Origin of the sequence: Polynucleobacter sp. UB-Tiil-W10 (assembly GCF_018881605.1) — a bacterium.
Classification (GTDB): Bacteria; Pseudomonadota; Gammaproteobacteria; order Burkholderiales; family Burkholderiaceae; genus Polynucleobacter.
On the sequence record NZ_JACVPZ010000001.1, the window covers coordinates 1,587,705 to 1,614,029 of the forward strand.

Genomic DNA, 26,325 nt, shown 5'->3' on the forward strand with positions numbered 1-26,325 from the left:
CAACAAAAACCCAAAGCAATGCCACCGCCTGTGCCTGCTTCCAACACCTTACGTAGGTTAGAAATTCGCTTTCCAGAGGAATTGCCAGTCTCGGGTCAGCGTCAGCTGATCAAGGATGCCTTGCAAAGCCACCAGGTAGTGATCGTTTGTGGTGAGACGGGCTCAGGAAAGACCACCCAGCTTCCCAAGATCTGCTTGGATCTTGGACGAGGCACGATTAATGGCGGCAAACTCATTGGGCACACTCAGCCTCGCCGAATCGCAGCAACCGCCACTGCCAAGAGAATTGCCCAAGAGCTGGGCTCTCCAATTGGTCAAGACGTGGGTTATCAAGTCCGCTTTGCTGACAAGAGCAGTCATACAGCCTCTATCAAGCTGATGACGGACGGCATCCTTCTTGCGGAGACTCAGCGTGACCCTCAGTTACGCGCCTATGACACGCTCATCATTGATGAGGCGCATGAGCGTAGTCTGAATATTGATTTCTTATTAGGGTACCTGAGACAGTTGCTGCCCAAGCGACCAGACCTCAAGCTAATAATCACTTCAGCAACTATTGATGCTCAGCGATTTGCTGAACATTTTTCAATGAATGGAAAGATTGCGCCGGTTATCGAGGTCAGTGGTCGACTATTTCCGGTAGAACAGCGTTATTCGCCACTAGAACCAGATACAAAGCCGGATGGCAAAAAAGAATCGAAGACCGCCAAAGAAATTCCAGATGCCGTGACTCAAGAAATTGCCAGTCTATGGCGTGAAGGTGCAGCTGGTGCCGGAGATGTATTGGTGTTCTTACCAGGCGAGAGAGAAATTCGTGATTGCGCAGAAGCCTTGCGTAAAGATCATGTGCTGCAACAGCGCTTTCATCCGGAGATTCTAAGTTTGTTTGCGCGTCAGTCCGTTGCGGAGCAGGAGAGAGTATTTAGCCCGGGCAATGGGCGACGCATCATTCTGACGACTAACGTTGCAGAGACGTCATTAACGGTTCCGAATATCCGCTATGTGATTGATAGCGGTTTAGCCAGAGTAAAGCGTTACTCCTATCGCAATAAGGTGGAGCAGCTTCAGATTGAACCCATTTCTCAAGCGGCAGCCAATCAGAGGGCTGGGCGTTGCGGTCGCGTTTCTGATGGTATCTGTGTGCGCTTATATAGCGAGCAAGATTATCTCAGCCGTCCTAAATTTACTGACCCTGAGATATTGCGCAGCTCTTTAGCCGCAGTGCTCTTGCGCATGAGTTCCTTGCGTCTACCTAAGATTCAGCATTTTCCCTTTATTGATAAACCTTTGGGCAGAGCTATTGCCGATGGTGTGCAGCTTTTGGACGAATTGGGCGCCATTGAGTTTGATGATTCAGAGTCGGCAGATGCTAAAGATGTCGGTAAGGATATTAATAACAGTTTCAAACTCACTGCGATTGGTAAGCAATTAGCAGACTTGCCCCTTGATCCTCGGATTGGCAGAATGTTATTGGCTGCTAAAGAGCAGAACGCTTTAAAAGAAGTAACCATTATTGCTTCTGCATTAGCTACGCAAGATCCTCGCGATCGCCCAATGGATCAAGCTGCTGCAGCCGATCAAGCCCACTTGCAGTTTGCGGATGAGCGCTCAGAGTTCTTGAGCTTCGTAAAGCTTTGGAATTGGTATCAAGATGCTTTGCAACATAAGCACAGCAATCGACAGCTCGAGAATCTTTGTAAAAGTAAATTTTTATCACCACGGCGCTTACGTGAATGGCGCGATGTTCATGGGCAGCTACATACAATGCTTGGTGAGAAGGGTTGGAAAGATAACGGCCTAGCCGCAACATATGAACAAGTTCACCTTGCTTTATTAACAGGCCTGCTTGGATATGTAGCTAAAAAAGAAGAAGACGAAAAATCTCAAGATCGCAATAGCAAAACAGGGGGCTATGTTGGAGCGCGTGGTATCCGTCCCTTTATTTGGCCGGGTTCCACTATCGGCAAAAAGGCGGGCGCTTGGATTTTGGCTGGTGAACTACAAGAAACCAATCGTATGTATGCCAGGACGATTGCAAAGATTGAGCCTCAATGGGTTGAGCGCGTTGCTGCACATCGCTTGATTAAATCGTTGAGCGACCCATTCTGGGATAACCGTCAAGGCGAGGTAATGGCATTTGAACGGGGCACTTTGTATGGCTTGCCTATTTATCATGGCCGTCGAGTGCGTTATGAGCCCCACAATCCTGCTGAAACAAGAGAATTATTTATTGGCCAAGCATTGGTACAGGAGGAAATGTTTGGACGTATGGATACTCCTGCGCTCCAACGTGAAACAGAAACTGATGCCAAAAAGAAATACCCCAATTTATTTGGATTCTTCTGGCATAACCGTCGCCTTATTAAAGAAATTGAGGCCCTAGAACATCGCTCACGTAGACCCGATGTATTGGTGGATGATGATCTGCTATTTGCTTTTTATGAATCGCGCATCCCCAAGGAAGTGCGGAGTCGTGAGAGTCTTAAAGCATGGCTCGGAAAAGAGCAGGGTCTGGATGGACAGCTTCGCTTAGAAAAAGCAGACTTGATGCGCCATGAGGCAGCGGGTATCACCGTAGATCGCTACCCAAAAACCATGTTGGTCGGTGGTGCACAGCTTAGCCTGACGTATCACTTTGAACCCGGCAGCCCAAAGGATGGAGTAACTCTGGTTGTTCCTTTAACGCAGCTCAATCAAGTAGATGGGCGCCGTTGTGAATGGTTGGTTCCTGGCATGTGTGAGGAGAAGGTGCTTCTCCTACTGAAATCACTACCGCAAAAATTAAGACGCCATTGCGTACCATTGCCAGATTACGCAAAGTCCTTTCTTGATCGCAGGTTGGAAGATAAGCAATTTGGTGTTGGCGACTTTTTAGATGGCCTCATAAGCGATATCCGGAAGGAGCGCGGCTTAGAGATTAAGCGAACTGACTTCAGACCCGAGTCCTTGCCCCTACATTCCTCGATGAACTTCCGCTTGATTGATGAGCATGGCCGTCAACTCGAGGTGGAGCGTAACTTAGCTCGCTTACGATCTGAATATGGGCAGACTGCCCGCAGTGCCTTTCAAGCAATTGCTCAAGAGACGGCCCAGGTGGAGTTGGGTATGGAGCCGCCAGTAGGCGAAAAATCTAGACCTAGTGCAACTAACGCTGATGCGACTCGAAAGGTCGAGCAGGGTGGTTACCGCGCCTGGGAGTTTGGAGAATTACCAGAAACCTTGGAGATTCAAAAAGGGAATAAAACCTTATTTGGATATCCCGCCTTAGTTGATCGTATAGATTATTGCGATCTTGAAGTATTTGATGATTTAGAGGAAGCTCGTAAGCAGCACGGCATGGGATTGCGTCGCTTATTCTTCTTAGGGAATAAAGATACGCTCAAGGCTTTGCAAAAACAGTTACCTGGCATTCGTGAATTAGGTTTGCTATTTATCAATGTGGGATCGGTAGAAGGTTTAATAGAGCAGATTCTGAATCTTGCCCTTGAGCGTGCATTTATGACTGAGCCGCTACCGGTGAACGCTGAGCAATTTGCAGAGCGCTTGCAAGCTGGCAAACCTAGGTTATCACTGATTGCTCAGGAGATTTCTCGCCATGCCTTAAATGCATTGCAAGCTCATGCTGATCTCCAAAAGAAGATTGCCAGTGCAAAAGCGGCCTCACCGACTGCTTATGTTGACATTCAAACGCAAATCCAAGGGCTGATATTTCCGAAGTTCGTGGCAGATATACCGTATGCCCAATTAGTCCATGTGCCGCGCTACTTAAAAGCGATTGCAATGCGGATCGATAAATTACGCTCCAACCCCAGCCGTGATGCCCAATGTCAAAAGGATTGGGAGTCAGTAGCGCGTCCCTGGCAAAAGCTGATGCAGGGCAGCAAGGGCTCCGCTTCCTATGCAATGGCTGAGGATCAGGCTTTGACCGATTTTCGTTGGCAGTTGGAAGAGTTGAGGGTAGCTTTATATGCTCAGGAGCTTAAAACACCAACCCCAATGTCCTTAAAGCGCCTAGAAAAGGTTTTATCAAGCTTGCGCTAGGTCAAATCCACACCATTTCCATTTGATTTAGAGGCCTATTAGAAGCTCCCGATTGCTTACAATAGTGCTATGTACAAATTTATCAAGATTAGGGGTTTTCGCACTATTGCGACCTCGGCTTTATTGGCGCTACTGCTAGTCAATCAAAACGCTGTTGCGCAAGCCAGTAACCCTGCTACACCAGCAAGCTCTTCAGGTCAGCCAAAGCTGGCAGTTATTCTCAACTCAGGCGAAGCTTCGGTGAGTCTCATTGATATGACTTCACGTCAGGTCATTAAAACCATTCCGGTTGGTAAAGAGCCTCATCACTTAATGATTACCCCTGATCAAAAAACCCTCTTAATTGCTAATGCGGCTGGCAATGATGTTGTGTTGATGAATCCAACTACTGGTGAGTTGACTGGCAAGATACCAAACATTATTGATCCTTACCAAATTGGTTACTCGCCGAATCACAAATGGTTTGTGGCAAACGGAAATCGTTTGGATCGTGTGGATATTTATGCTGCCGATGGTGCTAATCTCAAATTAGCGAAGACTGTGAAGTTGGCTAAGACACCAAGTCATATTGCTTTCACATCCGATAGCAAAATTGCATTCATTACTTTGCAAGACTCCAGTGAGCTTGCTGCAATTGATCTCGAAACCCAAAACCTATTGTGGGTCATGCCTACAGGAAAAGTGCCTGCTGGTTTGTGGATGACGCCTGGAGACCAATACCTATTGGTCGGCATTACCGGCGAAGACTATGTTCAGGTGATCGATTGGAGAACTCGCAAAGAAGTAAAACGTATCCCTACAGGGAAGGGCGCTCATAATTTCCGCCCCTTAGGTGATAAAAAGCATGTATTTGTGAGTAACCGAATTGCCTCTACGATCAGCTTGATCAATATGCAAACCTTGGAGAAGGTTGGTGAAATCACCGGACTTCCAGCCGGTCCAGACGATATGGAAATTACCCCTGATGGTAAAACCTTATGGGTAACTTTCCGCTTCTCCAAAAAAGTTGGGGTAATCGATATCCCTTCCATGAAGTTGGTAACCGTAATACCTGTTGGCAAATCCCCGCATGGCGTGTTCTTTGCTCCAAGGGCTGGATGGGAATAGCCATCACATGAAGCGTATAAGTCATAACGCATTCACACGCATTACAGCCGCGCTTATGTTCGGCTGTTTTTCATTGGCTGCTTTTGCTCAGACTGCAGAATGTAGTAAGAAGGTATACCTTACTTTTGATACCGGCAATATGTCTGTAGCTGAAAAAGTAGCTGAGATTCTGAAGCGTCAAAATGTGAAAGCTACTTTTTTTCTATCCAACGAAAAAACTTTTCGCGGCGACTTTTCTTTGGATGATTCTTGGAAGGGTTATTGGCAGGAGCGCGTTAAGGAAGGTCATCACTTTGGTAGTCACACCTACGACCATACCTATTTTGTAAAAGATGGCCCCAAAGGTGAAGTCTTTGAGAGACCTCAATTTGGCCCTAAAGCGGGCATGACGATTCTGTACAACGAAGCGGCGATGTGTAAAGAAATCCGTAAGGTAGATCAGCGCTTTCAAGAGCTGACCGAGCATCCCATACAAAAGATTTGGCGCGCACCTGGCGGTAAAACTTCACCTGTCTTAATTCGGATGGGGGATATGTGTGGCTATCAACACATAGGCTGGGCTGCTGCTGGCTTCTTGGGCGATGAGTTGAATTCCGATAAGCACCCTAATAACGTTCTATTGGAGAAAGCTAGCAGGGACCTAAAAGACGGCGATATCACCATGGCCCACCTAGGTATTTGGTCAAGAAAAGATCCTTGGGCACCCGCCGTTTTAGAGCAGCTCATTATTAATCTAAAGGGGAGTGGGTTCTGCTTTGGGTTGCTACCCAAAAATTCTGGAAATCCATCAAAATAAGGCATGGACTTTACTGCCTTCACCTCATTTATTTCAAATGCCTACGCGAGTGTGCAGGAATTCCTTTTTGCCAATGTAGTAGGTCCGATTTTGTATCAATTTGATTTAATGTCTTGGGCGGAAGATGCGTTTGATGGGATCGATTGGTTTTTGTTTGGCTGCATTCAAATTTTCTTAATTATTTTTGTATTAAGAACTTGGGAGCGATTCGCGCCTGCAGAAAAGCAAGAGCGCTTTGCAAAAACGAGTAGGGCGGATGTTTTCTACACCGTGTTTCATCGTCTAGGGATTTTTCACGGACTGATCTTTATTGCTCTATCTGGATTCTTCTTTGAGATCGATTCGATCTTGCATGACTTTCGTTTTGACAGATTGAATGTGGAATCGTGGTGGCCTGGTGTTAGCTCAATTCCAGTTGTCAGTTTCTTGATCTACCTGGTGTTGTTAGATTTCGTTGATTATTTGTACCATCGCGCTTCACATGCAATTAACTGGTGGTGGCAGTTGCATTCTTTGCATCACAGTCAAACAGTCATGACTGCATGGTCTGATAACCGCAATCACATTCTGGATGACATCATGCGCGCAACCTTTATGGCTTTTTTTGCGTTGTTATTTGGCGTGTCTCCTGGCCAGTTCATTATGCTGATTGCCTTAAGCCAATTTATTCAAAGCTGGCAGCACGCCAATCTCAAAGTTCATCTGGGACCTGCTAAATACGTAATGATTTCACCAATGTTTCATCGCATGCACCATGCAGTAGGTTATGGCCATGAGGCCATAGGCAAACCTGGTGTTCTAGGGGGCTGTAATTTTGGTATTTTGTTTCCTTGGTGGGATATGGTGTTTAGAACAGCCATCTTCCCTAAAGAGGTCTATCCTACGGGAGTAAGAGATTTATCAGTTTCAGAAAATGTCCTCTCTCAGCAATGGCAAGGTCTAGTACGAGCCGTTAAAGAATTCAGGCCTAAGTAGGCTGTAGGTCTTTAGGTCCACAGGCAATAGGAGCTGTATGGTCGGATTACCGCAAGTATTTAAATCATTTGGCATGGCCTTGGTTGGCACCATGCATCCGCGCATGTTATGGCTGAGCTTGAGACCATTTTTGATTGTCTCGGTTCTATGGGGCTGCCTCATTTGGCTGACCTGGACACCCGCACTCGAACTCTTAAGTATTTTTCTGACAACTTCTATCTTTACTAGCTGGATACAAGACGGATTAATTTGGGCGGGCTTTGAGAATGCCAGAGCATGGATAGCGCCATTATTTTTTGTCATGCTGATCATTCCTCTCATCACAATCAGTCTGCTAGTGTTCATTGCCTTTTCAACGGTACCAGCGATTGTGAGAATCGCCTCTAGGCAGTCACAATTTCAGGACCTAGAATATAAACGTGGTGGCGGTTTCTTTGGCAGCCTCTTCTATAGCCTATGGTCAGCATTGATTTGTTTGGCTTTGATCATGTTGACTTTGCCGGTTTGGTGGGTTCCACCACTGGTAGCGGTATTGCCCCCATTGCTTTGGGGATGGTTGACGATGCGCCTCATGTCATACGATGTTCTTGCGAAACATGCCAGCACAGAAGAGCGTGATCTTCTCATTGAAAAATATCGCTGGCCTTTGCTTTGTATGGGTATTGCATCGGGAATGCTGGGGGCAGTACCCACCTTCTTTTGGGCGACCTCTGCATTGGCTTTAGTGCTGTTTCCAATCGTGAGTTTTGTAGCGCTCTGGATTTATTCTTTGATTTTCGTATTCGCTGCATTGTGGTTTAGCTACTTCTTATTGGATGCCCTCAAGCAGTTGCGAGAAGAAGAATTGGATAAAGCGCTTACTGTGCAATCGCGTGTTGTTGATATGGAGCTTCCCCATCATCGTTAATACGATGGCTAATGAGATGAGTGATGTAATGAAAAAAGTTGAAATAGATGACCCAAATGAGATGTCAGATGTAGCACAGCGTCGCTTTGGTTTAATCGTGATTGGTGATGAGATATTGTCAGGACGTCGCCAAGATAAACACATGAGTAAGCTGATTGAGCTGCTCAATGAGCGTGGCCTGAGTCTTGCATGGGCTAAATATGTTGCCGATGACCCCGAGCAAATTACCGCGACCTTAAAAGATAGTTTTGCGAGTGGGGATGTGGTGTTTAGTACTGGTGGCATTGGTGCGACACCAGATGATCACACCCGTCAATGCGCAGCACTTGCTCTCGGTACGAAAACTCAATTGCATCCAACCGCGAGAGAGTTAATCGCTGGACGAATTCAGTCGATGGCTGAAGGCGATCCGATGAAGTCGGATTTAAATACCCCCGAGAATCAACATCGCTTCAAGATGGGTGAGTTTCCAATAGGAAGCGACATCATTCCGAACCCCTACAACCAAATCCCCGGTTTTCGAATTCAAGAGCATCACTTTGTTCCTGGCTTTCCGGTGATGGCAGCGCCTATGATGGCTTGGTGCCTAGATACTTATTACAAAGATCTCTTCCATCAAGAAAACTGGGCAGAGCAGAGTTTCATCGTGCCCAAGGGAATTGAGTCCACTTTGACCCCCCTAATGGAGCGTATAGAGGCTAATTTCCCGGGGGTTAAGGTCTTTAGTCTTCCCTCTGTAGGTGATGCCTCTAGGGGTGGGGTCTATAGCCAGCGCCATATTGAATTGGGCATTAAAGGTAATGCCAACCTTTTGGAAAGTGCTTGGATTGCCTTAAGAGCCGGCACTCAAGAGCTGGGTTACGAAATCCACGATATCAGCCAAGAATAATTGCACAAAAAAGGTGCATTTAGGGGTAATTGAGCTTGTATCGGGGGTATTTCAGCACTTAAATAGTGCAATAATGAGCGTTCCCATTTGTTTGCTTCAGTAAATTACATACATCCATTAGGCATGTTTGATGCCTGGAATGAACAAGGGTGTATGCCTTGAGTTTTGATTCCGAATTTAGTTAATAGAGGAGATTTGCATGACGAAGACCGTCGCTGATGTGATGAAGTTAGTTAAAGAGAAAGAATGTACTTTTGTTGATTTCCGCTTTGTAGATACAAAGGGTAAAGAACAGCACACGACAGTTCCTATCTCTGCTTTTGACGAAGACAAATTTGAGAGCGGTCATGCATTTGACGGTTCTTCTATTGCTGGTTGGAAGGGTATTGAAGCGTCTGACATGTTGCTTAGACCAGATCCAACAGCCGCCTACATCGACCCATTCTACGAAGAGCCAACCTTGGTGTTGACTTGTGATGTGATCGAGCCAGCGGACGGCAAAGGTTACGACCGTGACCCACGTTCTATCGCTAAGCGCGCTGAAGCCTACTTAAAGAGTACTGGCTTAGGCGACGCAGCTTACTTTGGTCCAGAACCAGAATTCTTCATTTTTGACGGCGTTCGTTGGGGTGCTGACATGCAGGGTTGCTTCGTGAAGATTGATTCCGAAGAAGCTCCATGGTCATCAGGTGCTGAAATCGAAGGTGGTAATACTGGTCACCGTCCAGGTAAAAAAGGCGGTTACTTCCCAGTTGCTCCTGTAGATACATTCCAAGATATGCGTTCTGAAATGTGTTTGATTCTCGAATCATTGGGCATTCCAGTTGAAGTGCATCACCATGAAGTTGCTGGCCAAGGTCAAAACGAATTGGGCACTAAGTTCAGCACATTGGTACAGCGCGCTGACTGGACTATCTGGCAGAAGTATGTCATTCAAAACGTAGCCCACGCTTATGGCAAGACAGCAACATTTATGCCTAAGCCAGTAGTTGGCGACAACGGCTCTGGTATGCACGTTCACCAATCCATTTGGAAGAATGGTGAGAACTTGTTTGCTGGTAACGGCTATGCAGGCTTGTCAGAATTCGCATTGTTCTACATTGGCGGCATCATCAAGCACGCTAAAGCATTGAATGCGATTACTAACCCAGGCACAAACTCATACAAGCGTTTAGTGCCAGGCTTTGAGGCTCCAGTGAAGTTGGCGTACTCAGCACGTAACCGTTCTGCATCTATTCGTATTCCACACGTTCCAAATCCAAAGGGTCGTCGTATCGAAACGCGTTTCCCTGATCCATTGGCTAACCCATACCTCTGCTTCTCAGCATTGATGATGGCTGGTTTGGACGGCGTTCAGAACAAGATTCATCCAGGCGAAGCTGCTGACAAGAACTTGTATGACTTGCCACCAGAAGAAGATGCAAAGATCCCAACCGTTTGCGCAAGCTTGGAAGAGGCATTGGATGCATTGAAGAAAGATCACGAGTTCTTGACTCGCGGTGGTGTATTCACTGAATCCATGATTGATGCATATATCAATTTGAAGATGGAAGATGTCACACGTTTCCGTATGACTACTCATCCAATCGAATTTGATATGTACTACTCCCTGTAAGCGAAGGAGAGAACTTGAGCGCAGGTCTGTTGCGCAATTCGTTCAAGGGAGCAGCTTCGGCTGCTCCTTTTTTTCCGACATTGCTTGATCAGATGCCCAATGCCATCGTGGTATTTGCGGCAGAGAACCAACAATTGGTGTACGTGAACCCGGCTGCTGAGTCAGCTTTGGACCTCTCGCGTAAATCACTTGAGGGGCAATCTGTGCACAATTTATTTGGTGATAACGAAGCATTAAATGACATGATTTCTGAGGTGAAGCAGGGGCATGTGCTCGCTCAACGCCAAGAAATGATTTTGGATGCATTACCTGGAAGCATTCATCAAGACTCTATTCCGGCTCACGTTGTAGTGGCTGCTTTGGATGATCCCGATCTCATCATGATGGAGTGGTTTCCGATCGATCAGCAGCTGCGCAGCGAGCGTGATGAACGTGTCACGCAGCAAGTAGAGGCCAATAAACAGTTGATGCGTAACTTAGCGCATGAGATTAAAAATCCATTGGGCGGTATTCGTGGGGCAGCTCAGCTACTGGAATTTGAGTTGCCAGAAAAGGGCTTGCGTGAATACACCCAAGTCATTATTAAAGAATCTGATCGTCTCCAGACTTTAGTTGACCGCCTCTTAGCGCCCCATCGTAAGGCGCATGTAATGGAATCCTTCAATGTGCATGAAGCATTGGAGCGTGTTCGCAGCCTAGTCCTGGCAGAGTTTCCAAAAGGTCTGCGCATTATTCGCAATTACGACACTAGTCTGCCAGATGTATTGGGGGATCGTGAGCAGTTGATTCAAGCAACCTTAAATATTGTTCATAACGCTGCACAAGCACTTTCGGAAGAGATTCGTAGTGGTGTTGCGCAAATTGAGTTAAAGACCCGTGTAGCGCGCTCAGTCACGATTGCAAAGCATCGCTATAAGCTGGCGATGGATCTTCATGTAATTGATAACGGCCCTGGGATTCCAGAAGAAATTATTGAGCGCATCTTCTTTCCATTGGTTTCAGGTAGAGAAGGGGGTAGCGGCCTTGGCCTAACCTTAGCTCAAACCTTTGTTCAGCAGCACCAAGGGTTTATTGCTTGCAATAGTCGTCCTGGGCGCACCGATTTTCATATTCAAATTCCATACCGTAGGCAGGAGAAAATATCATGAAACCAATTTGGATCGTTGACGATGATCAATCCATTCGTTGGGTCTTAGAAAAAGCCTTAGCGCGCGAGAATATTCCGCATAAGAGTTTCTCTAACCCAAATGATGTACTCAATGCCCTTGAAAAAGAATCCCCCCAGGTTCTGATTTCAGATATCCGCATGCCACGTGGCAATGGTTTGGATCTATTGCAGCATGTGAAGGCGAGCCATCCAAATTTACCTGTAATCATCATGACTGCGTACTCTGATTTGGATTCTGCGGTCTCATCTTTCCAAGGCGGCGCCTTCGAATACCTTACTAAACCTTTCGATGTAGAAAAAGCGATTGAGTTGATTCATCGTGCAGTTGAGCAGGGCATTCGCAATGATTCTGGGGCGAAAGAGTTAACCGCATGGAGGCAAGATGCCACCGAGATTATTGGTCAAGCGCCAGCTATGCAGGAAATATTCCGTGCAATTGGCCGTTTAGCCCAGTCTAATGCCACAGTGCTGATTACTGGAGAGTCTGGCACTGGAAAAGAATTGGTTGCCCATGCTTTGCACAAACATAGCCCTAGCGCAAAAGGCCCATTTATCTCCTTGAGCACTTCTGCTGTACCGAAAGATTTATTGGAATCTGAGTTATTTGGTCACGAGCGTGGGGCTTTTCCTGGCGCTCAGACTTTACGTCGTGGCCGCTTTGAGCAGGCAGATGGAGGCACTCTCTTCTTGGGTGAAGTGGGGGACCTCCCCTTTGATTTGCAGACCCGTTTACTGCGTGTTCTGTCTGACGGAAATTTTTATCGCATTGGTGGTCAGGATCCTATTAAGGCAAATGTGCGCATCATTGCCTCAACTCATCAAAATCTCGATGCAAGAGTAGCTGCCGGACTCTTCCGCGAAGATTTATTGCATCGCTTGAATGTGATTCGTTTGCGTATGCCTTCATTGCGTGAGCGCAGTGAAGATATTCCCATGTTAGCAAGACACTTCATGCTCAGTTGCGCTAAGTCTTTAGGCGTTGAGCCGAAGAAGCTTTCTGATGAAGTCTTAAAAGAAATTAGCGCAATGCCTTTTTCGGGTAACGTTCGTCAATTGGAGAATCTATGTCACTGGTTAACTGTGATGACGCCCGCAAACGTCATCGGCGTAAGTGATCTTCCGGCCGACATCGTTGCCCAAGTTAATGAACAGCCCGTCATTGTTCACGGAGAGTCTTCACCTAGTAATCCCGCCTCTAGCAAAGTTGCTGTAGGGGATTGGGAGGGGGGCTTAGGCCGTCTTGCTGTCAAGATGTTGCAAGATGGGGATAAAGAAGTTTTTGACGCCTTGACTGCACGCTTTGAAAAAGCTGTTTTACAAGCTGCTTTAGAGGTAACACGCGGCAGAAGGGTGGAAGCTGCGCAACGCCTTGGTATTGGGCGTAATACGATTACTCGCAAGTTGCAAGAGTTGGGCATTGATGACTGATTCAGTTCGAATAGCAGCGTGGAATGTGAACTCCTTAAAAGTTCGCCTTCCACACGTTCTTCGTTGGCTGCAAGATCAGGAAGCAAAGAAACAGCCAATTGATGCACTCTGTTTGCAAGAGCTCAAGCTCACGGATGATAAGTATCCTCATAAAGAGTTAGAGGATGCGGGCTACTTAAGTTTGGCTGCCGGGCAAAAGACCTACAACGGCGTTGCGATTATCTTGCGTAAGGCAGCCCTTGCGCCAATCGCCTCTGATATAGAAACAGCATTTTTAAAACCGACCAGAAATATCCCAAACCACGAAGATGAGCAGCGGCGCATCCTCGCGGCGACAGTTTGCTTTGCCGGAACTCAGCCTATGAGACTAGTCTCGGCGTATTTTCCGAATGGGCAATCACCTGACAGCGATAAATTTGTATACAAGCTCAATTGGCTCAAGGCGCTAAACACTTGGCTGGATGATGAGCTCAAGCAAAACTCTCGCCTCGCACTATTGGGTGACTTCAATATCGCCCCAGCAGACGAAGATGTGCATGATCCCAAGGCTTGGGAAGGGCAGAATCTCGTTTCGCCTCCAGAGCGTGAGGCATTTCAGAATCTAATAAAGCTTGGTCTGAGCGATTCATTCAGAATGTTTGAACAGGCACCCAAAACATTTAGTTGGTGGGACTATCGCATGATGGGCTTCAGAAGAAACGCCGGAATGCGCATTGATCATATTTTGCTCAGTGACGCCCTAAAAGAAAAATGCAGTGCAAGCATCGTGGATAAAGTACCAAGAGCCTGGGAGCAGCCATCCGACCATGCTCCAGTGATTGCGCAGATCAAAAAGTCCTAATATGGGCGCCCATTCCACGCATTGACCTAGTATTCTTAAAACGGGTTTGCCCTTATTATGGTCATTAATAATGAAGCAAGTAGCTTTACCCATCGGGATCAAATCTAAATTCTTGAATGCGATTACTTAGAAATACAACTGCTTATGCATTAACCGTTGCCAGCACTTGTCTGTTGGCCGGATGCATGATGGTTGGCCCAGATTATTCAAGGCCGCCAGTTAAGGCTGTCGATCAATATAAATCATCAACTCAAACGGAATTTACAGAATCTTTGGGTGAAAACTCAAACAAGATTCTGGATCCTGTGGAGTGGTGGCAGAGCTTTAATGATCCAACGCTCAATGCCTTGCTAAAGCAGGCAACAGCGCAAAACTTAAGCTTGCAACAAACAGCCTTACGCATTTACCAATTACAAGCTCAACTTGGAGTGAGTGACGCTACGTTATTGCCATCTGCTAACTTAAGTGCTTCGTATAACAACAATCGGAATAGCGCGATCCAAGAGGCGATTAATGACGCTAATAATTTGGTCTCAAAAAATGCCTTAGTTCAAATGAGTTGGGAGTTGGACTTTTGGGGTAAGAATCGCCGTGGTGTTCAAAGTTCATTGACCTCCTATTTATCAGGGGTTGCAGCCTATTACTCAGCTGATGTTTCTCTCACTGCAGACGTTGCCAATACGTATATCAATATCCGTAACTATGATGAGCTGATCGCGGTTGCTAAAACCAACTTAGCCCTACAAAAAGAAAGCTTACGCATTGCAGGTGCACGTTTTAAATATGGTGCTACCTCCATGCTGGACTTAAGCCAAGCGCAAGCTCAGTATGAGCAGACCAAGGCACAGATACCGGGCTTGGTTGCGAATTTGAAAAAAAATCAGCATGCCATGAGTATTTTGCTAGGTGAGCCTCCAGATTATTACGAAAAGACTTATGGCAACACTAAGGGAAGTCTCAAGCCTCCGGCCGAACTGGGCATTGGTATGCCAAGAGATTTATTGCGTCGCCGCCCCGATGTTTTGCAGGCAGAGTTTGATGCTGCTTCTAAATCGGCCCTCATCGGCGTGAATAAGGCGCAACTGTTCCCAACCTTTACGCTAGGTGGAACTTTTGGATACTCCACTTCCAACTATGGCAATCTAACCTCCGCTAACTTATTTAGTTGGGGCAATAACTCATCTGGAGTAAGTGCTGGTCTTTATTTGCCACTTTTCTATCGGGGTGCAATTGTGGACCAGGTCAGAGTGCAGGATGCCATCTTCCAGCAGAGCCTCTTGGCTTATCAGAATCAAGTCTTGAATGCGCAGAAGGAGGTTGAGGATTCGCTGATTACGATCTCCACCACTAAAAGCTCAAAAGAAGATTTAGGTCGCGGCGTAATTGCGGCGCAAAGTGCCGCAGATTTAGCGCTTGAGCGCTATAAGACCGGGCAGAGTGACTACACTACGGTGATTACTGCACAGCAAAATCTATTAAATATCCAAAACTCCCTAGTCCAAACTTCATCCAATGAGCTCATTGGATATGTTGGGGCATTTAAGGCTCTTGGTGGTGGTTGGACGGCAGACATGAGTCCTCCTCAGTTACCAGACCAGATGATTGCTGATATGTCTGATCGCACGGATTGGGGTTCTGTCCTGACAAGAACGGGTGATCCTTTAACAGTGAAGGTAGGCAAGTTTTTAGTAGATACTCCAGATCCATCCAAGCCTACACAATCAGTTACACCAGCTAAATCAAATACACCTTTAAATATATCCAATCCGCCGACTCAGGGAAGTGCTGCGCCATGAAAGACCTTTTAATCAAAGCCAAACTTTTGCTGCTGCCCTTGTGGAGGTATATTTTGACACTATGGAGTTCACTCTCTGCCAGATGGAATGCACTTCTAGGAAAGCTAAGTACGGTTGAGATTCCCATGCTTAAAAAGAAGCTTTCGCCTCGGATAATTGGGGTATCTCTGCTGGTTCTAATTGCCTTGATAGCAATCATTTGCTTAAAGTCTTGTGGCAAAGAAATCAAACAATCTCCAACACCAGTAACTATTGCGCAGCCACTCTCGCAAGAGATTCGGAGTTTTGCAACCTTTGACGGTTTAGTAGATCCCTACCTCACAGTGAATCTTGATGCGCGAGTAAAGGGCTATCTCACGAAGATTGGATTTGCAGATGGCGCTATGGTAAAGAAGGGGGATCTGCTATTTGTAATTGAGCAAGACCAATATATACAAGAGGTGAAACTAAAGCAGGCAATTTATACCGAAGCGAAGAGTGAGTATGGTCGCCAGAAATCCTTGCTGAAAGAGAATGCTACTTCTCAGGCTGCAGTGGATAAAGCTTTATCTCAATTTCAGCAGGCTGAAGCTAATCTAACCCTTGCCAAGATTAATTTGGGATATACCGAAATCAGAGCGCCTTTTGATGGGCTCATGGGAAGACATCTATTGGATGTGGGCGCTTATTTGGATGCTACGACAAAAGGTGTTCAGCTCTCCACTATTCAGCAGATCTCACCAATTTATGTTTACTTTTCCATTAACGAGAGAGATTTCTTGAAGTTTGAAAAGGGTCAAAATCAAAATTCGGAACGCAAGTCTGAAGTAAACACGCTACCTATCTTTGTTGGACTTCAAAATGAAGTTGGATATCCACACGAAGGTGTCTTAGATTACGCTGCCAACTTAATTTCGACCGAAACTGGATCCCTGCAATTGCGGGCAATCTTGAAGAACGAGAACTATCAGTTAATTCCTGGTTTATATGCTCGCGTCATGGCTCAGTATGGCGCGCCAAGGCAAGCTTTATTGTTGCCTAAGACTGCTGTTATGACAGATCAAGTGGGTGACTATGTCTATGTTTTAGATAATGCAATGCGTGCGCAACGTCAGGATATTGTCTTGGGTCAGCGCTTTGAGAAATATGTAGAGATCAGTAAAGGTTTAACTGCAAATAGTAAGGTGGTGATTAATGGATTTATTAACCTAAGTATTAATCAAGAAGCTAAACCAACAGAGACTACGATTGAGGCAATGCCAGCTCGATAATCATGCTATCTAAATTCTTTATCGAACGGCCAGTCCTGGCCAATGTGATTGCCTTGATCATGCTATTGATTGGGGCGGTATCCATTAATAGTTTGCCCATTGCCCAGTATCCCAATATTGTTCCTCCTACAATTCAGGTGACCGCAAGATATCCCGGTGCAAGTGCGACCCTTGTGCAGCAATTGGTTGCTAGCAATATTGAAACGCAGGTCAATGGTGTTGATGGGATGCTTTACATGGAGTCCGCATCTACCAATGACGGAAACTACACCCTAACCGTTACCTTTAAGGTTGGCACAGATCCGGATTTGGCTCAGGTAAACGTGCAAAACCGGGTAGCTATTGCGCTTCCTTCTTTGCCGCAAGCGGTTCAAAAGCAGGGCGTTACAACGAAAACACAATCAACTGCCATTCTGCAGTTTGTTACCCTAACTTCATCCAATCCAGATCATGACGGTTTATTTTTAAGTAACCTTGCAAATCTCAAGTTGCAACAGCGCTTAGCGCGATTGCCGGGAGTGGCTGCTGCCAACGTCTTTGGTGTGGGTAACTACAGCATGCGAGTTTGGCTCGATCCTGCCCAACTCAAGATGCGCAATCTGACGCCAAGTGATGTGATTAACGTCATTAATAGGCAGAACGTACTGCTCACCGCTGGTCAAATTGGCGCTCCCCCAACACCGATGGGACAAGATTTTCAGCTGACGCTTAATGTCACCAGCGCTATGACAACCCCTGAGCAGTTTGGCAGAATTGTTGTGAAGACTGGTGGTAAGGCTGCCATCACTTACTTGCGAGACATCGCCAGAATTGAAATGGGTAGCCAAAATTACAGTCAGTTCTTCAAGATTGATGATAGGCCTGCAGGCGGCATTGCCATTTATCAAATGCCTGGTGCTAATGCAATTGCAACTGCACAAGCTGTTCAAGAGGAAATGAAAAGTATTGCCAAGACGCTTCCAAAGGAGGTTTCTTGGGCAATTCCTTTTGATACCACGATGTTTGTTCAAGCCTCGATACATGAGGTATACAAAACCCTCTATGAGGCAGGCATCTTGGTTTTACTCGTCATCATGATTTTCCTGCAGAACTGGCGTGCCACACTAGTTCCCGCAACAACAGTACCCGTCACAATTATTGGCGCATTTGCCTGCATGGCAGCTCTTGGTTTCTCCATCAATTTGCTTACTTTATTTGCGATTGTTTTATGTATCGGTATTGTGGTGGACGATGCGATTGTGGTGGTAGAGGCGGTTTCAAAGAAGGTGGAAGAGGGCGAAGATCCTAAGCAAGGTGCAATTGATGCCATGACCTCTTTGATGGGGCCGATTATTGGCATTACCTTGGTTTTGATGGCGGTATTTATTCCTGCGTCATTTATTGCCGGCATTACAGGGCAGATGTATCGGCAGTTTGCCTTGGTGATTGCTGCAACTGCGTTAATTAGTGGCATTAATGCGATCACTCTAAAGCCAACCCAGTCAGCGCAGTATTTAAAGCCGATTGATCCTAACGCAGTTAAAAACAAGCTCTATCAAAAATTTGATCTGTATTTCAATCGCTTGGCAACGTGGTATGGGCACAAGATTGAAGGCTTGATGAAGAATCGAGCCAAGGCATCATTGGTAGGTATTGCAATTATTGTGGCCTCCCTTGTTGGTCTGATGTTTGTCCCGTCTGGCTTCATACCAAATGAAGACCAAGGCTATTTAGTAGTCTCAACTACCTTGCCTGATGCTGCCTCTTTACAGCGGACCGAGGCAGGGATGAAAAAAGCAGTTGATGTGATCAAGAAGGTGCCCGGGGTTGAAACAGTTGTAGTGATTGGTGGTATTAACTTGCTGAACAACAGCAGCTCTCAGTCTAATGCTGGTGGTCTATACGTCATCATGAAAAAGTGGGAAGAGCGAGGTAAAGGCGAGAGTCTTCGTGAAATCTACAACAATATGAATGAAGGGCTAAAGCAAGTGCAAGAGCTCAAGGCCTTTGTGCTCTTACCGCCAGCCATTCCTGGTTTAGGTTTGTCTGGTGGTTTTGAGATGAGATTGATGCTGACTGATGGCAGTAATAATTTTGCAAAGTTAGATGCTGCTGCTAAGGCTTTCATTGATGAAGCACAGAAGCAGCCAGAGATCATGATGGCCTTTACGCCATTCCAAAATAATGTTCCGCAACTACAACTCAGCTTCAATATAGGTAGAGCAGAAACTTTTGGTGTTGAGATTGGGGATGCTTATGACGTATTGCAATCCTATCTTGGATCTTCTTACGTCAACCAATTCTTCAAATATGGTCAAACCTATCAAGTGTATGTGCAGGCTGATGGCAAATACCGTAACGCTATAGAGCAAGTCAATCGTCTTTATGTAAAAAATAATAGCGGCAATATGGTTCCGCTTGGATCCTTCATTGATGTCAAAGAAGTTGCTGGACCAGCTTTCGCATCACAGTTTCAGCTTTATCCTTCTGCTGCTGTCCTGGGCGCAGCCAAGGACGGCTATAGTTCTGGGCAGGCGATGAAGGCTCTAGAGCAAGTGGCCGCCAAGACTTTACCTGATGGTGTCGCTTTCCAGTGGGCTGGTATGTCTTATCAAGAAAACTTGGTAGGGAATACTGTGATCTTGATCTTTGCACTTTCGATCTTGCTGGTGTACTTAGTGCTTGCTGCGCAATATGAAACTTGGGTAGCTCCACTAGCTGTTTTAACTGCAGTTCCACTTTCCTTATCGGGAACGGTATTGGCTTTATTGCTTACGGGCCTATCAAATAATATTTATGTTCAGATTGGTCTGGTGTTAATGATTGCACTCTCCTGCAAGAACTCGATCTTGATTGTTGAAGTCGCCATTGAATGTAGACATAAGGGCATGAGTTTTGTAGACGCTGCGCTAGAAGCTTCGAGAGAGCGCTTTAGACCAATTGTGATGACATCGATTGCATTTATCTTAGGCGTCATGCCATTGCTTCTATCAAGTGGGGCAGGTGCAGCAGCACGTATCTCCCTGGGCATAACGGTATTTAGCGGCATGATCGCTTCCACCTGCCTTGCTGTGGCTCTGGTCCCAATCTTTTATGTGGAAATCGAAACCTTCTTTGAAAACCGGGCGAATAAGAAGGCTGGCAAGACTGGTTAATAGTCTCTAAGCTAAGCCACCATGCCTTAACAAGGCATCAATGCTGGGCTCTCTACCTCTAAAAGCTTTGAACGATTCGGCCGCAGGACGACTGCCACCGACTTCCAATATTTCCTCACGATAGCGAGTACCAGTTTTTTCATCGAGGACGCTGCCAGTCAGTTTTGCCGCCTCTTCAAAGGCAGAGTAAACATCGGCAGACAATACTTCCGCCCACTTATAACTGTAGTAGCCGGCCGCATAGCCACCAGCAAAAATATGGCTAAAGGTATTGATCCAACGGGAGATGGCTGCTTGAGGAATAACATTGAATTGATCTGCTATAGCTCTAGATAAGTCCAGAACTGCTTGACCTTTAGCATTCTTCACATCAAAGCTCGCGTGCAGACGCCAATCGGTTAATGACATCACGATCTGACGCAAGGTCATATAGCCGTTTTGGAAATTCTTGGCAGCGAGGATTTTTTCAAAGAGCTCCCGTGGCAAAGGCTGGCCAGTTTCAGCATGCGCTGTCATTTTTTCTAAGACTTCCCATTCCCAGCAAAAGTTTTCCATAAACTGACTTGGAAGCTCTACTGCGTCCCACTCGACACCATTGATGCCTGATACACCTAAAGCACTGACTTGAGTTAGGAGGTGATGCAGGCCATGGCCGCTTTCATGGAAGAGCGTGATGACATCATCATGAGTAATGGTCGGCTGACGTAAGACGCCATCCACTTTGACTGGCGGTGCAAAGTTACAAACTAAGTAGGCTACCGGCACCTGAATCTCACCATTTGGCAATACTCTGCGTCCACGGGCGTCATCCATCCAAGCCCCGCCACGCTTGCCAGGGCGGGCGTAGGGGTCTAGGTAAAAATAAGCCACGATATTACCCTTGGCATTTTTTACAGAGAAGGATTGGACGTCCGCATGCCAAGTAGGCAAATCTGCCGCTTCAATCTTGACACCAAACAAAGTTTGAATAACCTGAAAGAGTCCATCCAATACCTTTGGTAATGGGAAGTATTGCTTGAGTTCATTCTCCGAAAAGGAGTAGCGCTCTTGCTTCAATCTCTCGGATGCAAAGGCAACATCCCAAGGCTCCAATCCATCAATAATAGAAAGTTCAGTCTTGGCAAACTCAGAAAGTTCTTGCCAATCTTTTAATGCAAAGGGTTTGGCCTTCTGCGCAAAGTTGGTTAAGAATGAGTCAACTTCCTCGACACTGCTAGCCATCTTAGGCGCCAAACTTAGCGCTGCATAGTTTTTGAAGCCCAGCATGCGTGCTTCCTCATCGCGAAGACGTAATTGCTCCAGCATATTTTGAGTGTTGTCCCAATCCAATTTGCCATTGGCGTACTGGGGCGCTAGCTCAGAAGCGCGAGTCACATAAGTCTCATACATTAGGCGGCGTAAAGCTCGGTTTTCTGAATACTGCATGACAGGGTAATAAGAGGGGAAGTGCAGTGTGAATGCCCAGCCTTGTAGGTTTTTTTGCTGGGCAGTATCTGCAGCTGCAGCAATCGCATCTTCTGGCATGCCCACTAAGTCTGCTTTATCGGTTACGAGATGAACAAAACCATCGGTAGCATCCAAGACGTGATCTGAAAAGGCTTTTCCTAAGGTTGCTTGCTCATCCTGAATTTGAGCAAAGCGGGGCTTATCTGCATCACTGAGTTCCGCTCCACCCAAACGAAAGTCTCGTAAGGAGTTTTCAATCACTTTCTTTTGAGCTGCACTCAACTTTGAAAAGTCGGAGGCCTTACTTAATTCTTTGAACTTTTTATAAAGCTCTAAATTTTGTCCAAGACTCGAAAAGAAGGCAGTTACCTTGGGCAACATTTCCCCATAGGCGACACGCAGCTCAGGCGTATCGGCAACACTATTCAGATGAGAAATCACACCCCAAGATCTTCCCAAGGATTCTGTTGCATCCTCAAGAGGTTCAGCCAACATATTCCATGTGGATGCAGTGTTGGGATTGACGGCTAGCTCAACGGCATCTTGTGCATGCTTCAGTAAATACTCAATCGCGGGTGCTATATGTTCTGGTTTGACTTCTGAATAGGCGGCAATGCCGCGTCCAAAGTTAACGAGAGGATTGTTTTGTAATTCTGCGGGGAGAACTCTGCTAAGGGATGTAGTCATCCCTCTAGCTTAATGGACTGGGAGTAATTTTGCCAAAGTCCCAGTTAAATCCTTAGTGCGTAGTAAGTTAATGCTTGGCGGCTTTTTCGGCAGCTTCCAGGGTGTTCATCAGCAGCATGGTGATGGTCATGGGGCCTACGCCACCTGGAACTGGGGTAATCCAGCCAGCGACATACTTGGCAGTATCAAAATCCACGTCGCCGCACAGTTTGCCATCAGGGAGGCGGTTGATGCCTACGTCGATGACAACAGCGCCATTCTTGACCATGTCGCCGGAGATCATTTTGGGTTTGCCAGTAGCAACCACCAAAATATCCGCATCTTTTGTATGGTGAGCCAAGTCACGTGTCTTGCTATTGCAAATAGTGACAGTTGCACCAGCTTGCAATAGGAGCATAGCCATTGGCTTTCCCACAATATTGGAGGCTCCAACAATCACAGCACGAGCACCTCGAATGGGGTATTCAATGCTTTCGAGAATCTTCATGCAACCATAAGGTGTGCAGGGCTTGAATTCTGGTTGACCTACCATCAAGGCGCCAGCATTGGCAACGTGAAAGCCATCCACATCTTTTTCTGGGGCAATCGCTTCCAATACGCGCTCAGAGGCAATATGCTCTGGCAAAGGTAGTTGTACCAAGATCCCATGAATGGCAGGGTCAGCATTGAGAGTGGCAATGCGAGCCAGCAATTCTTCCTCGCCAAGTTCAGCTGAGTAACGTTCTAAAACAGAATGAAAGCCTACGTCTTCACAGGCTTTTACTTTATTGCGAACATACACTGCGCTGGCAGGATTGTCACCAACCACAATCACGGCTAAACCAGGTCTTGTGCCTTTGGCGGTAACAATCGCGCCACGTGCAGCAATCTCGGTGCGGAGTTTTTTAGAAAGGGCGTTTCCGTCTAATAATTGGGCTGGCATTGAAAACCCCGTTAATTAATTAGGCTGGGGATCGGATAAAGCCAAGCGGAGCAGGTCTGCAACCGTATTGACGTTGAGCTTTTCCATGATGTTGGCACGGTGCGCCTCAACAGTCTTAATGGAAATACCCAGGTCATCAGCAATTTGTTTATTTAAGCGACCAGCAACAATGCGCTCGAGAACCTGGCGCTCGCGACCAGTAAGCTTGCTGAGTAAGCTCTGGGTAATTTTGCGTTGACTGGCTTGTGAATAGTCGATGCGCGCTTTTGCAAGCATGCGGTCCACTAATCCGCAGAGATCATTTTCTTTAAAAGGCTTTTCAATGAAATCTACCGCACCCCGTTTCATGGTGGAGACTGCCATAGAGACATCACCATGACCGGTAATGAAAGCAACTGGCATAGGCAAGTTTTCACTGGTAAGACGCTCTTGTAATTCGAGGCCTGACATACCGGGCATGCGCACATCCAAAATGGCGCAAGAGATGGTTGACTTATCCGTGCTTTGCAAGGACTGCAAAAAACGTTCTGCGCTTGCATGGCAACGAACGACATAGCCATTGCTTTCTAGAAGCCAAGTAAGCGAATCTCTTACCGCTTCATCGTCATCGACTACATAGACAACTTCAGCTTGGTTTGGTTTTGCTGCGGCGCTTAAGTTCATATCAGTTCTCGTCAGGTAAATCTTTAAATTCAATCTTAAACATTAGCCTCAGATTGTGGGGATTCCAAGGGTAGAAGTATTGTAAAGGTGCAGCCCGCTAGTTTGGTCTGTTCTGAGTCTTGGACATTGGTAGCCCAAAGCCTGCCATGGTGGGATTCAATAATGGATCTGCAAATATTGAGTCCCATACCCATTCCATCGGATTTTGTACTAAAAAACGGCTCAAACATGCGTTCCAGCACGTTTTCTGGGATACCACCCCCTGCATCGGTTACCTGAATTCGGAGCATCGCCGGGAAAATACTGGTATCTAAATCGGCGCTAATTCGAACGGGTGGCGCCGACCAACGGGAGGAAAGGGGGTATGCCTCTCGTACGCTGTCCAAGGCATTTTTAAGAAGATTAACCACAACCTGCAGGATGAGGACCGGATCCAAGTCAACTACCGGCAAGTTATCGGCGATCTCAGAATGAATGCTTAAGCGGTGACGATGGGCTTCAATCTCTACCAAGCCAACCGCATCATTAATGATGTCGGTAATGCACGAGGCTTTGCGTTGGGGTTCGCTACGTTTTACAAAACCTCGAATCCGTTGAATGATGGTGCCCGCTCGATGCGCTTGTTCAGAAGCCTTTTCAAGTGCAGGCAAAATTTCTTTAGACAGTGCAGGATCTAAGTTGCCATCCAATCGTTTTGCAACGCCCATACAGTAGTTGGAGATAGCGGATAAAGGTTGGTTTAATTCGTGCGCCAAAGAGGATGCCATTTCACCCATAGTAGTTAAGCGACTGGTGAACTGCATCCGCTCTTGTTGTTGCAGAGCTAAATCATCCGCTTCCTTACGAGTAGTAATGTCGGTAGCAATTAATAGCTGTGCAAGATGTCCGTCTACCCATGGGATGAATCGACGTCTCACTTCAAACCACTTATTGCTGTCATCGCTTAACTGGACTTCTTCCGATTCGGATTCTTGATACAAGAATGAGGTTGGAATTCCGGGAGGGGAATCCTCTAGATCTTCCGCGATTTCTCGCATCGTCGTGTTGCCCGTATCAATACCGGCTAACTGGAAGTGACCTTTAGAGTCATCACCAAAGCGCTCACGATAAAACCGATTGGCAAATAGTAGGGCGTTAGTTTCTGGTGATACTACCGATACAGCCGCATCTAGACTTTCTAGAACTGTGGTGAAGCGTTCTTGAGAAGCCGCTAATTCTTCGCGAATCTTTTTAGGCTCAGAAATATCAATTAATGAGGTAACCCAACCAGTCTGCTTGCCTTTTTCATTAATGAGTGGCGCAATAAAAGTGCGCGTCTGAATCAAGGAGCCATCCCTTTTTAAAATTACGCCTTCAATGCCGACCTTCATGTTGCCTGAGATATCGGCCCTTAAAGCGCGATTCATTTTTTCTACAAGCTCATCTCTTCTGGAGTCAGGCCAGAAAGGAAATGGCGGCGTGAGACCCATTAGCTCTTCCGATGACCAGCCCGTCATTTCACAAAAGGCTCGATTGACATACGTAATGCGTTTTTGCATATCATGCGCACGAATACCGACTGGAGTGGAATTTTCCATGGCATTACGAAAACTTGTTTCTGTGCGCAGACTGGCTTCTGCTTCTTGCCGCACTTGCATCTGCTTGAGTACTGACCACAAACTCCACACCACGAATGCGCTCAAACCGAGCACAACACCAATCAGCATTCTAAAAGTGAGATTGGTAGGTGGAGGGTAGGTATCAATGCGCAAATTGATATTTGGGCTCAAGACACCAATATCTAAACTGGTCTGATTGCTAAACGCTCTTTTGGGTGTGTTCTTATCGGAAGATATGCCCAGCACCCTCTCATTGTCGGTGAGTAAGGTAAAGCGGTAATGTGATTTGAGCTCTCCTGGAATGACTTCTAAGATGCCTTGGGTGGTGTAGAGGGCCGCTAAGAAACCAATAATTTCACCGCCAACGATATTGGGTACCACTTGCCAAAAAACAATTTTTCTATCTGCGGAGATCGGCTCATCTACTGGAATCTCTAAGGAGATGAATTGACTAAAGGCTGCCCGACTGGTTACTCTACTTAGTTCGATTGCAGATAAAAGACTGGCATGAATGGGTTGATCATTTTGGCTCTTGCTAATCCAATCTGTTTTCTCGCTTTCAGCTGGAGCAATCCATTCACGTTGATTTTTATCATTTAGCCAAATGATTCTGACAATCTCATGATTGTTTAAAACAATGTCCTCTGCTTGCTCACGAGCAATTTGCCTTAACTTGACCTTGTCTTCACTAGCTGCAACTTCTCGATTGATCGTAGTGAATGCATCCAGATTGCTGACAAAACGAGCCTGAATCCGTTGCTTGGCAAAAGAGAGCTCTCTAAATAGGGCAGCCTCTTGCTGATTTTTTTCCTGCAAATGCAGGGTGCCCAAAATAATGCCCATGACCACTGTAAATAGAACGATTGCGAGTAACGGGGTGTAAACCAGTCTAAATCCGCGAATTTTGCGGAGCCATCTGAATGGACTAAGAATGAGTCCGGATAAGACTGTTTTTTTCATGAATACGAAGATTTTGCCTTAATTGCCTACCTTGAGGCGCATTTTTGCCTGCTTTGAGGCTTCTTATTTGCAGCGCAATAAATTACCACATTATGAGAAATA

General features: G+C 46.3%; 17 protein-coding genes. 13 read left to right on the forward strand and 4 right to left on the reverse strand.

What is annotated here, in order from left to right; genetic code table 11:
• Positions 1 to 18 precede the first annotated feature (18 nt).
• From hrpA to ICN33_RS08235, 13 genes are all read left to right on the forward strand, one after another.
• Positions 19 to 4,041: an ATP-dependent RNA helicase HrpA gene (hrpA, locus tag ICN33_RS08175; protein ID WP_216859655.1), complete on the forward strand. Its 4,023-nt coding sequence runs from the start codon at positions 19 to 21 to the stop codon at positions 4,039 to 4,041.
• Positions 4,042 to 4,110: 69 nt separating this feature from the next.
• Complete coding sequence (locus ICN33_RS08180; protein ID WP_255530725.1) at positions 4,111 to 5,148, forward strand: cytochrome D1 domain-containing protein; 1,038 nt, start codon at positions 4,111 to 4,113, stop codon at positions 5,146 to 5,148.
• A gap of 7 nt (positions 5,149 to 5,155) precedes the next feature.
• Positions 5,156 to 5,944: a polysaccharide deacetylase family protein gene (locus ICN33_RS08185; RefSeq protein WP_216859656.1), complete on the forward strand. Its 789-nt coding sequence runs from the start codon at positions 5,156 to 5,158 to the stop codon at positions 5,942 to 5,944.
• Between the two features lie 3 nt (positions 5,945 to 5,947).
• The gene (locus ICN33_RS08190; RefSeq protein WP_216196105.1) at positions 5,948 to 6,919 is read left to right on the forward strand and encodes a sterol desaturase family protein; all 972 of its coding nucleotides are present in this window, start codon (positions 5,948 to 5,950) and stop codon (positions 6,917 to 6,919) included.
• 37 nt (positions 6,920 to 6,956) lie between these two features.
• Positions 6,957 to 7,826 carry an EI24 domain-containing protein gene (locus tag ICN33_RS08195; protein WP_216196107.1) on the forward strand — a complete coding sequence of 290 codons (870 nt, stop codon included), beginning with the start codon at positions 6,957 to 6,959 and terminating at the stop codon, positions 7,824 to 7,826.
• 61 nt (positions 7,827 to 7,887) lie between these two features.
• Positions 7,888 to 8,715: a molybdopterin-binding protein gene (locus ICN33_RS08200; protein ID WP_216196603.1), complete on the forward strand. Its 828-nt coding sequence runs from the start codon at positions 7,888 to 7,890 to the stop codon at positions 8,713 to 8,715.
• A 199-nt stretch (positions 8,716 to 8,914) separates the two neighbouring features.
• Positions 8,915 to 10,330 (forward strand): type I glutamate--ammonia ligase, encoded by a 1,416-nt coding sequence (gene glnA / locus ICN33_RS08205; RefSeq protein WP_215361531.1) that lies wholly within the window; start codon positions 8,915 to 8,917, stop codon positions 10,328 to 10,330.
• 26 nt (positions 10,331 to 10,356) lie between these two features.
• Positions 10,357 to 11,478, forward strand: coding sequence for a nitrogen regulation protein NR(II) (glnL, locus tag ICN33_RS08210; protein ID WP_370623253.1), 1,122 nt, complete (start codon positions 10,357 to 10,359; stop codon positions 11,476 to 11,478).
• The gene (gene ntrC / locus ICN33_RS08215) at positions 11,475 to 12,926 is read left to right on the forward strand and encodes a nitrogen regulation protein NR(I) (RefSeq protein WP_216196112.1); all 1,452 of its coding nucleotides are present in this window, start codon (positions 11,475 to 11,477) and stop codon (positions 12,924 to 12,926) included. The genes glnL and ntrC overlap by 4 nt, the downstream gene beginning before the upstream one ends.
• Positions 12,919 to 13,767, forward strand: coding sequence for an exodeoxyribonuclease III (gene xth, locus ICN33_RS08220; protein WP_216196114.1), 849 nt, complete (start codon positions 12,919 to 12,921; stop codon positions 13,765 to 13,767). The genes ntrC and xth overlap by 8 nt, the downstream gene beginning before the upstream one ends.
• A gap of 116 nt (positions 13,768 to 13,883) precedes the next feature.
• Positions 13,884 to 15,563: an efflux transporter outer membrane subunit gene (locus ICN33_RS08225; RefSeq protein ID WP_216196116.1), complete on the forward strand. Its 1,680-nt coding sequence runs from the start codon at positions 13,884 to 13,886 to the stop codon at positions 15,561 to 15,563.
• 125 nt (positions 15,564 to 15,688) lie between these two features.
• A complete protein-coding gene (locus tag ICN33_RS08230; protein WP_216196118.1) occupies positions 15,689 to 16,813 on the forward strand; it encodes an efflux RND transporter periplasmic adaptor subunit in 1,125 nt (374 codons plus the stop codon).
• 2 nt (positions 16,814 to 16,815) lie between these two features.
• On the forward strand, positions 16,816 to 19,947 hold the full coding sequence (locus tag ICN33_RS08235) for an efflux RND transporter permease subunit (RefSeq protein WP_216196120.1): 3,132 nt from the start codon (positions 16,816 to 16,818) through the stop codon (positions 19,945 to 19,947).
• A gap of 6 nt (positions 19,948 to 19,953) precedes the next feature.
• Here the strand turns inward: ICN33_RS08235 and ICN33_RS08240 are convergent, their stop codons facing one another.
• From ICN33_RS08240 to ICN33_RS08255, 4 genes are all read right to left on the reverse strand, one after another.
• A complete protein-coding gene (locus ICN33_RS08240) occupies positions 19,954 to 22,080 on the reverse strand; it encodes a M3 family metallopeptidase (protein WP_216196122.1) in 2,127 nt (708 codons plus the stop codon).
• A gap of 67 nt (positions 22,081 to 22,147) precedes the next feature.
• Positions 22,148 to 23,002, reverse strand: coding sequence for a bifunctional methylenetetrahydrofolate dehydrogenase/methenyltetrahydrofolate cyclohydrolase FolD (gene folD / locus ICN33_RS08245; protein ID WP_068321234.1), 855 nt, complete (start codon positions 23,000 to 23,002; stop codon positions 22,148 to 22,150).
• 15 nt (positions 23,003 to 23,017) lie between these two features.
• Positions 23,018 to 23,665, reverse strand: coding sequence for a response regulator transcription factor (locus ICN33_RS08250; RefSeq protein ID WP_216196124.1), 648 nt, complete (start codon positions 23,663 to 23,665; stop codon positions 23,018 to 23,020).
• A 35-nt stretch (positions 23,666 to 23,700) separates the two neighbouring features.
• Positions 23,701 to 26,223 (reverse strand): PAS domain-containing sensor histidine kinase, encoded by a 2,523-nt coding sequence (locus ICN33_RS08255; RefSeq protein ID WP_216196126.1) that lies wholly within the window; start codon positions 26,221 to 26,223, stop codon positions 23,701 to 23,703.
• Between the last annotated feature and the right edge of the window lie 102 nt (positions 26,224 to 26,325).

Bases quoted from the DNA above. Each gene is read 5' to 3' on its own strand.
- hrpA (WP_216859655.1), top strand. From the start codon at position 19: ATGCCACCGCCTGTGCCTGCTTCCAACACCTTACGTAGGTTAGAAATT.
- ICN33_RS08180 (WP_255530725.1), top strand. From the start codon at position 4,111: ATGTACAAATTTATCAAGATTAGGGGTTTTCGCACTATTGCGACCTCG.
- ICN33_RS08185 (WP_216859656.1), top strand. From the start codon at position 5,156: ATGAAGCGTATAAGTCATAACGCATTCACACGCATTACAGCCGCGCTT.
- ICN33_RS08190 (WP_216196105.1), top strand. From the start codon at position 5,948: ATGGACTTTACTGCCTTCACCTCATTTATTTCAAATGCCTACGCGAGT.
- ICN33_RS08195 (WP_216196107.1), top strand. From the start codon at position 6,957: ATGGTCGGATTACCGCAAGTATTTAAATCATTTGGCATGGCCTTGGTT.
- ICN33_RS08200 (WP_216196603.1), top strand. From the start codon at position 7,888: ATGTCAGATGTAGCACAGCGTCGCTTTGGTTTAATCGTGATTGGTGAT.
- glnA (WP_215361531.1), top strand. From the start codon at position 8,915: ATGACGAAGACCGTCGCTGATGTGATGAAGTTAGTTAAAGAGAAAGAA.
- ntrC (WP_216196112.1), top strand. From the start codon at position 11,475: ATGAAACCAATTTGGATCGTTGACGATGATCAATCCATTCGTTGGGTC.
- xth (WP_216196114.1), top strand. From the start codon at position 12,919: ATGACTGATTCAGTTCGAATAGCAGCGTGGAATGTGAACTCCTTAAAA.
- ICN33_RS08225 (WP_216196116.1), top strand. From the start codon at position 13,884: ATGCGATTACTTAGAAATACAACTGCTTATGCATTAACCGTTGCCAGC.
- ICN33_RS08230 (WP_216196118.1), top strand. From the start codon at position 15,689: ATGCTTAAAAAGAAGCTTTCGCCTCGGATAATTGGGGTATCTCTGCTG.
- ICN33_RS08235 (WP_216196120.1), top strand. From the start codon at position 16,816: ATGCTATCTAAATTCTTTATCGAACGGCCAGTCCTGGCCAATGTGATT.
- ICN33_RS08240 (WP_216196122.1), bottom strand. From the start codon at position 22,080: ATGACTACATCCCTTAGCAGAGTTCTCCCCGCAGAATTACAAAACAAT.
- folD (WP_068321234.1), bottom strand. From the start codon at position 23,002: ATGCCAGCCCAATTATTAGACGGAAACGCCCTTTCTAAAAAACTCCGC.
- ICN33_RS08250 (WP_216196124.1), bottom strand. From the start codon at position 23,665: ATGAACTTAAGCGCCGCAGCAAAACCAAACCAAGCTGAAGTTGTCTAT.
- ICN33_RS08255 (WP_216196126.1), bottom strand. From the start codon at position 26,223: ATGAAAAAAACAGTCTTATCCGGACTCATTCTTAGTCCATTCAGATGG.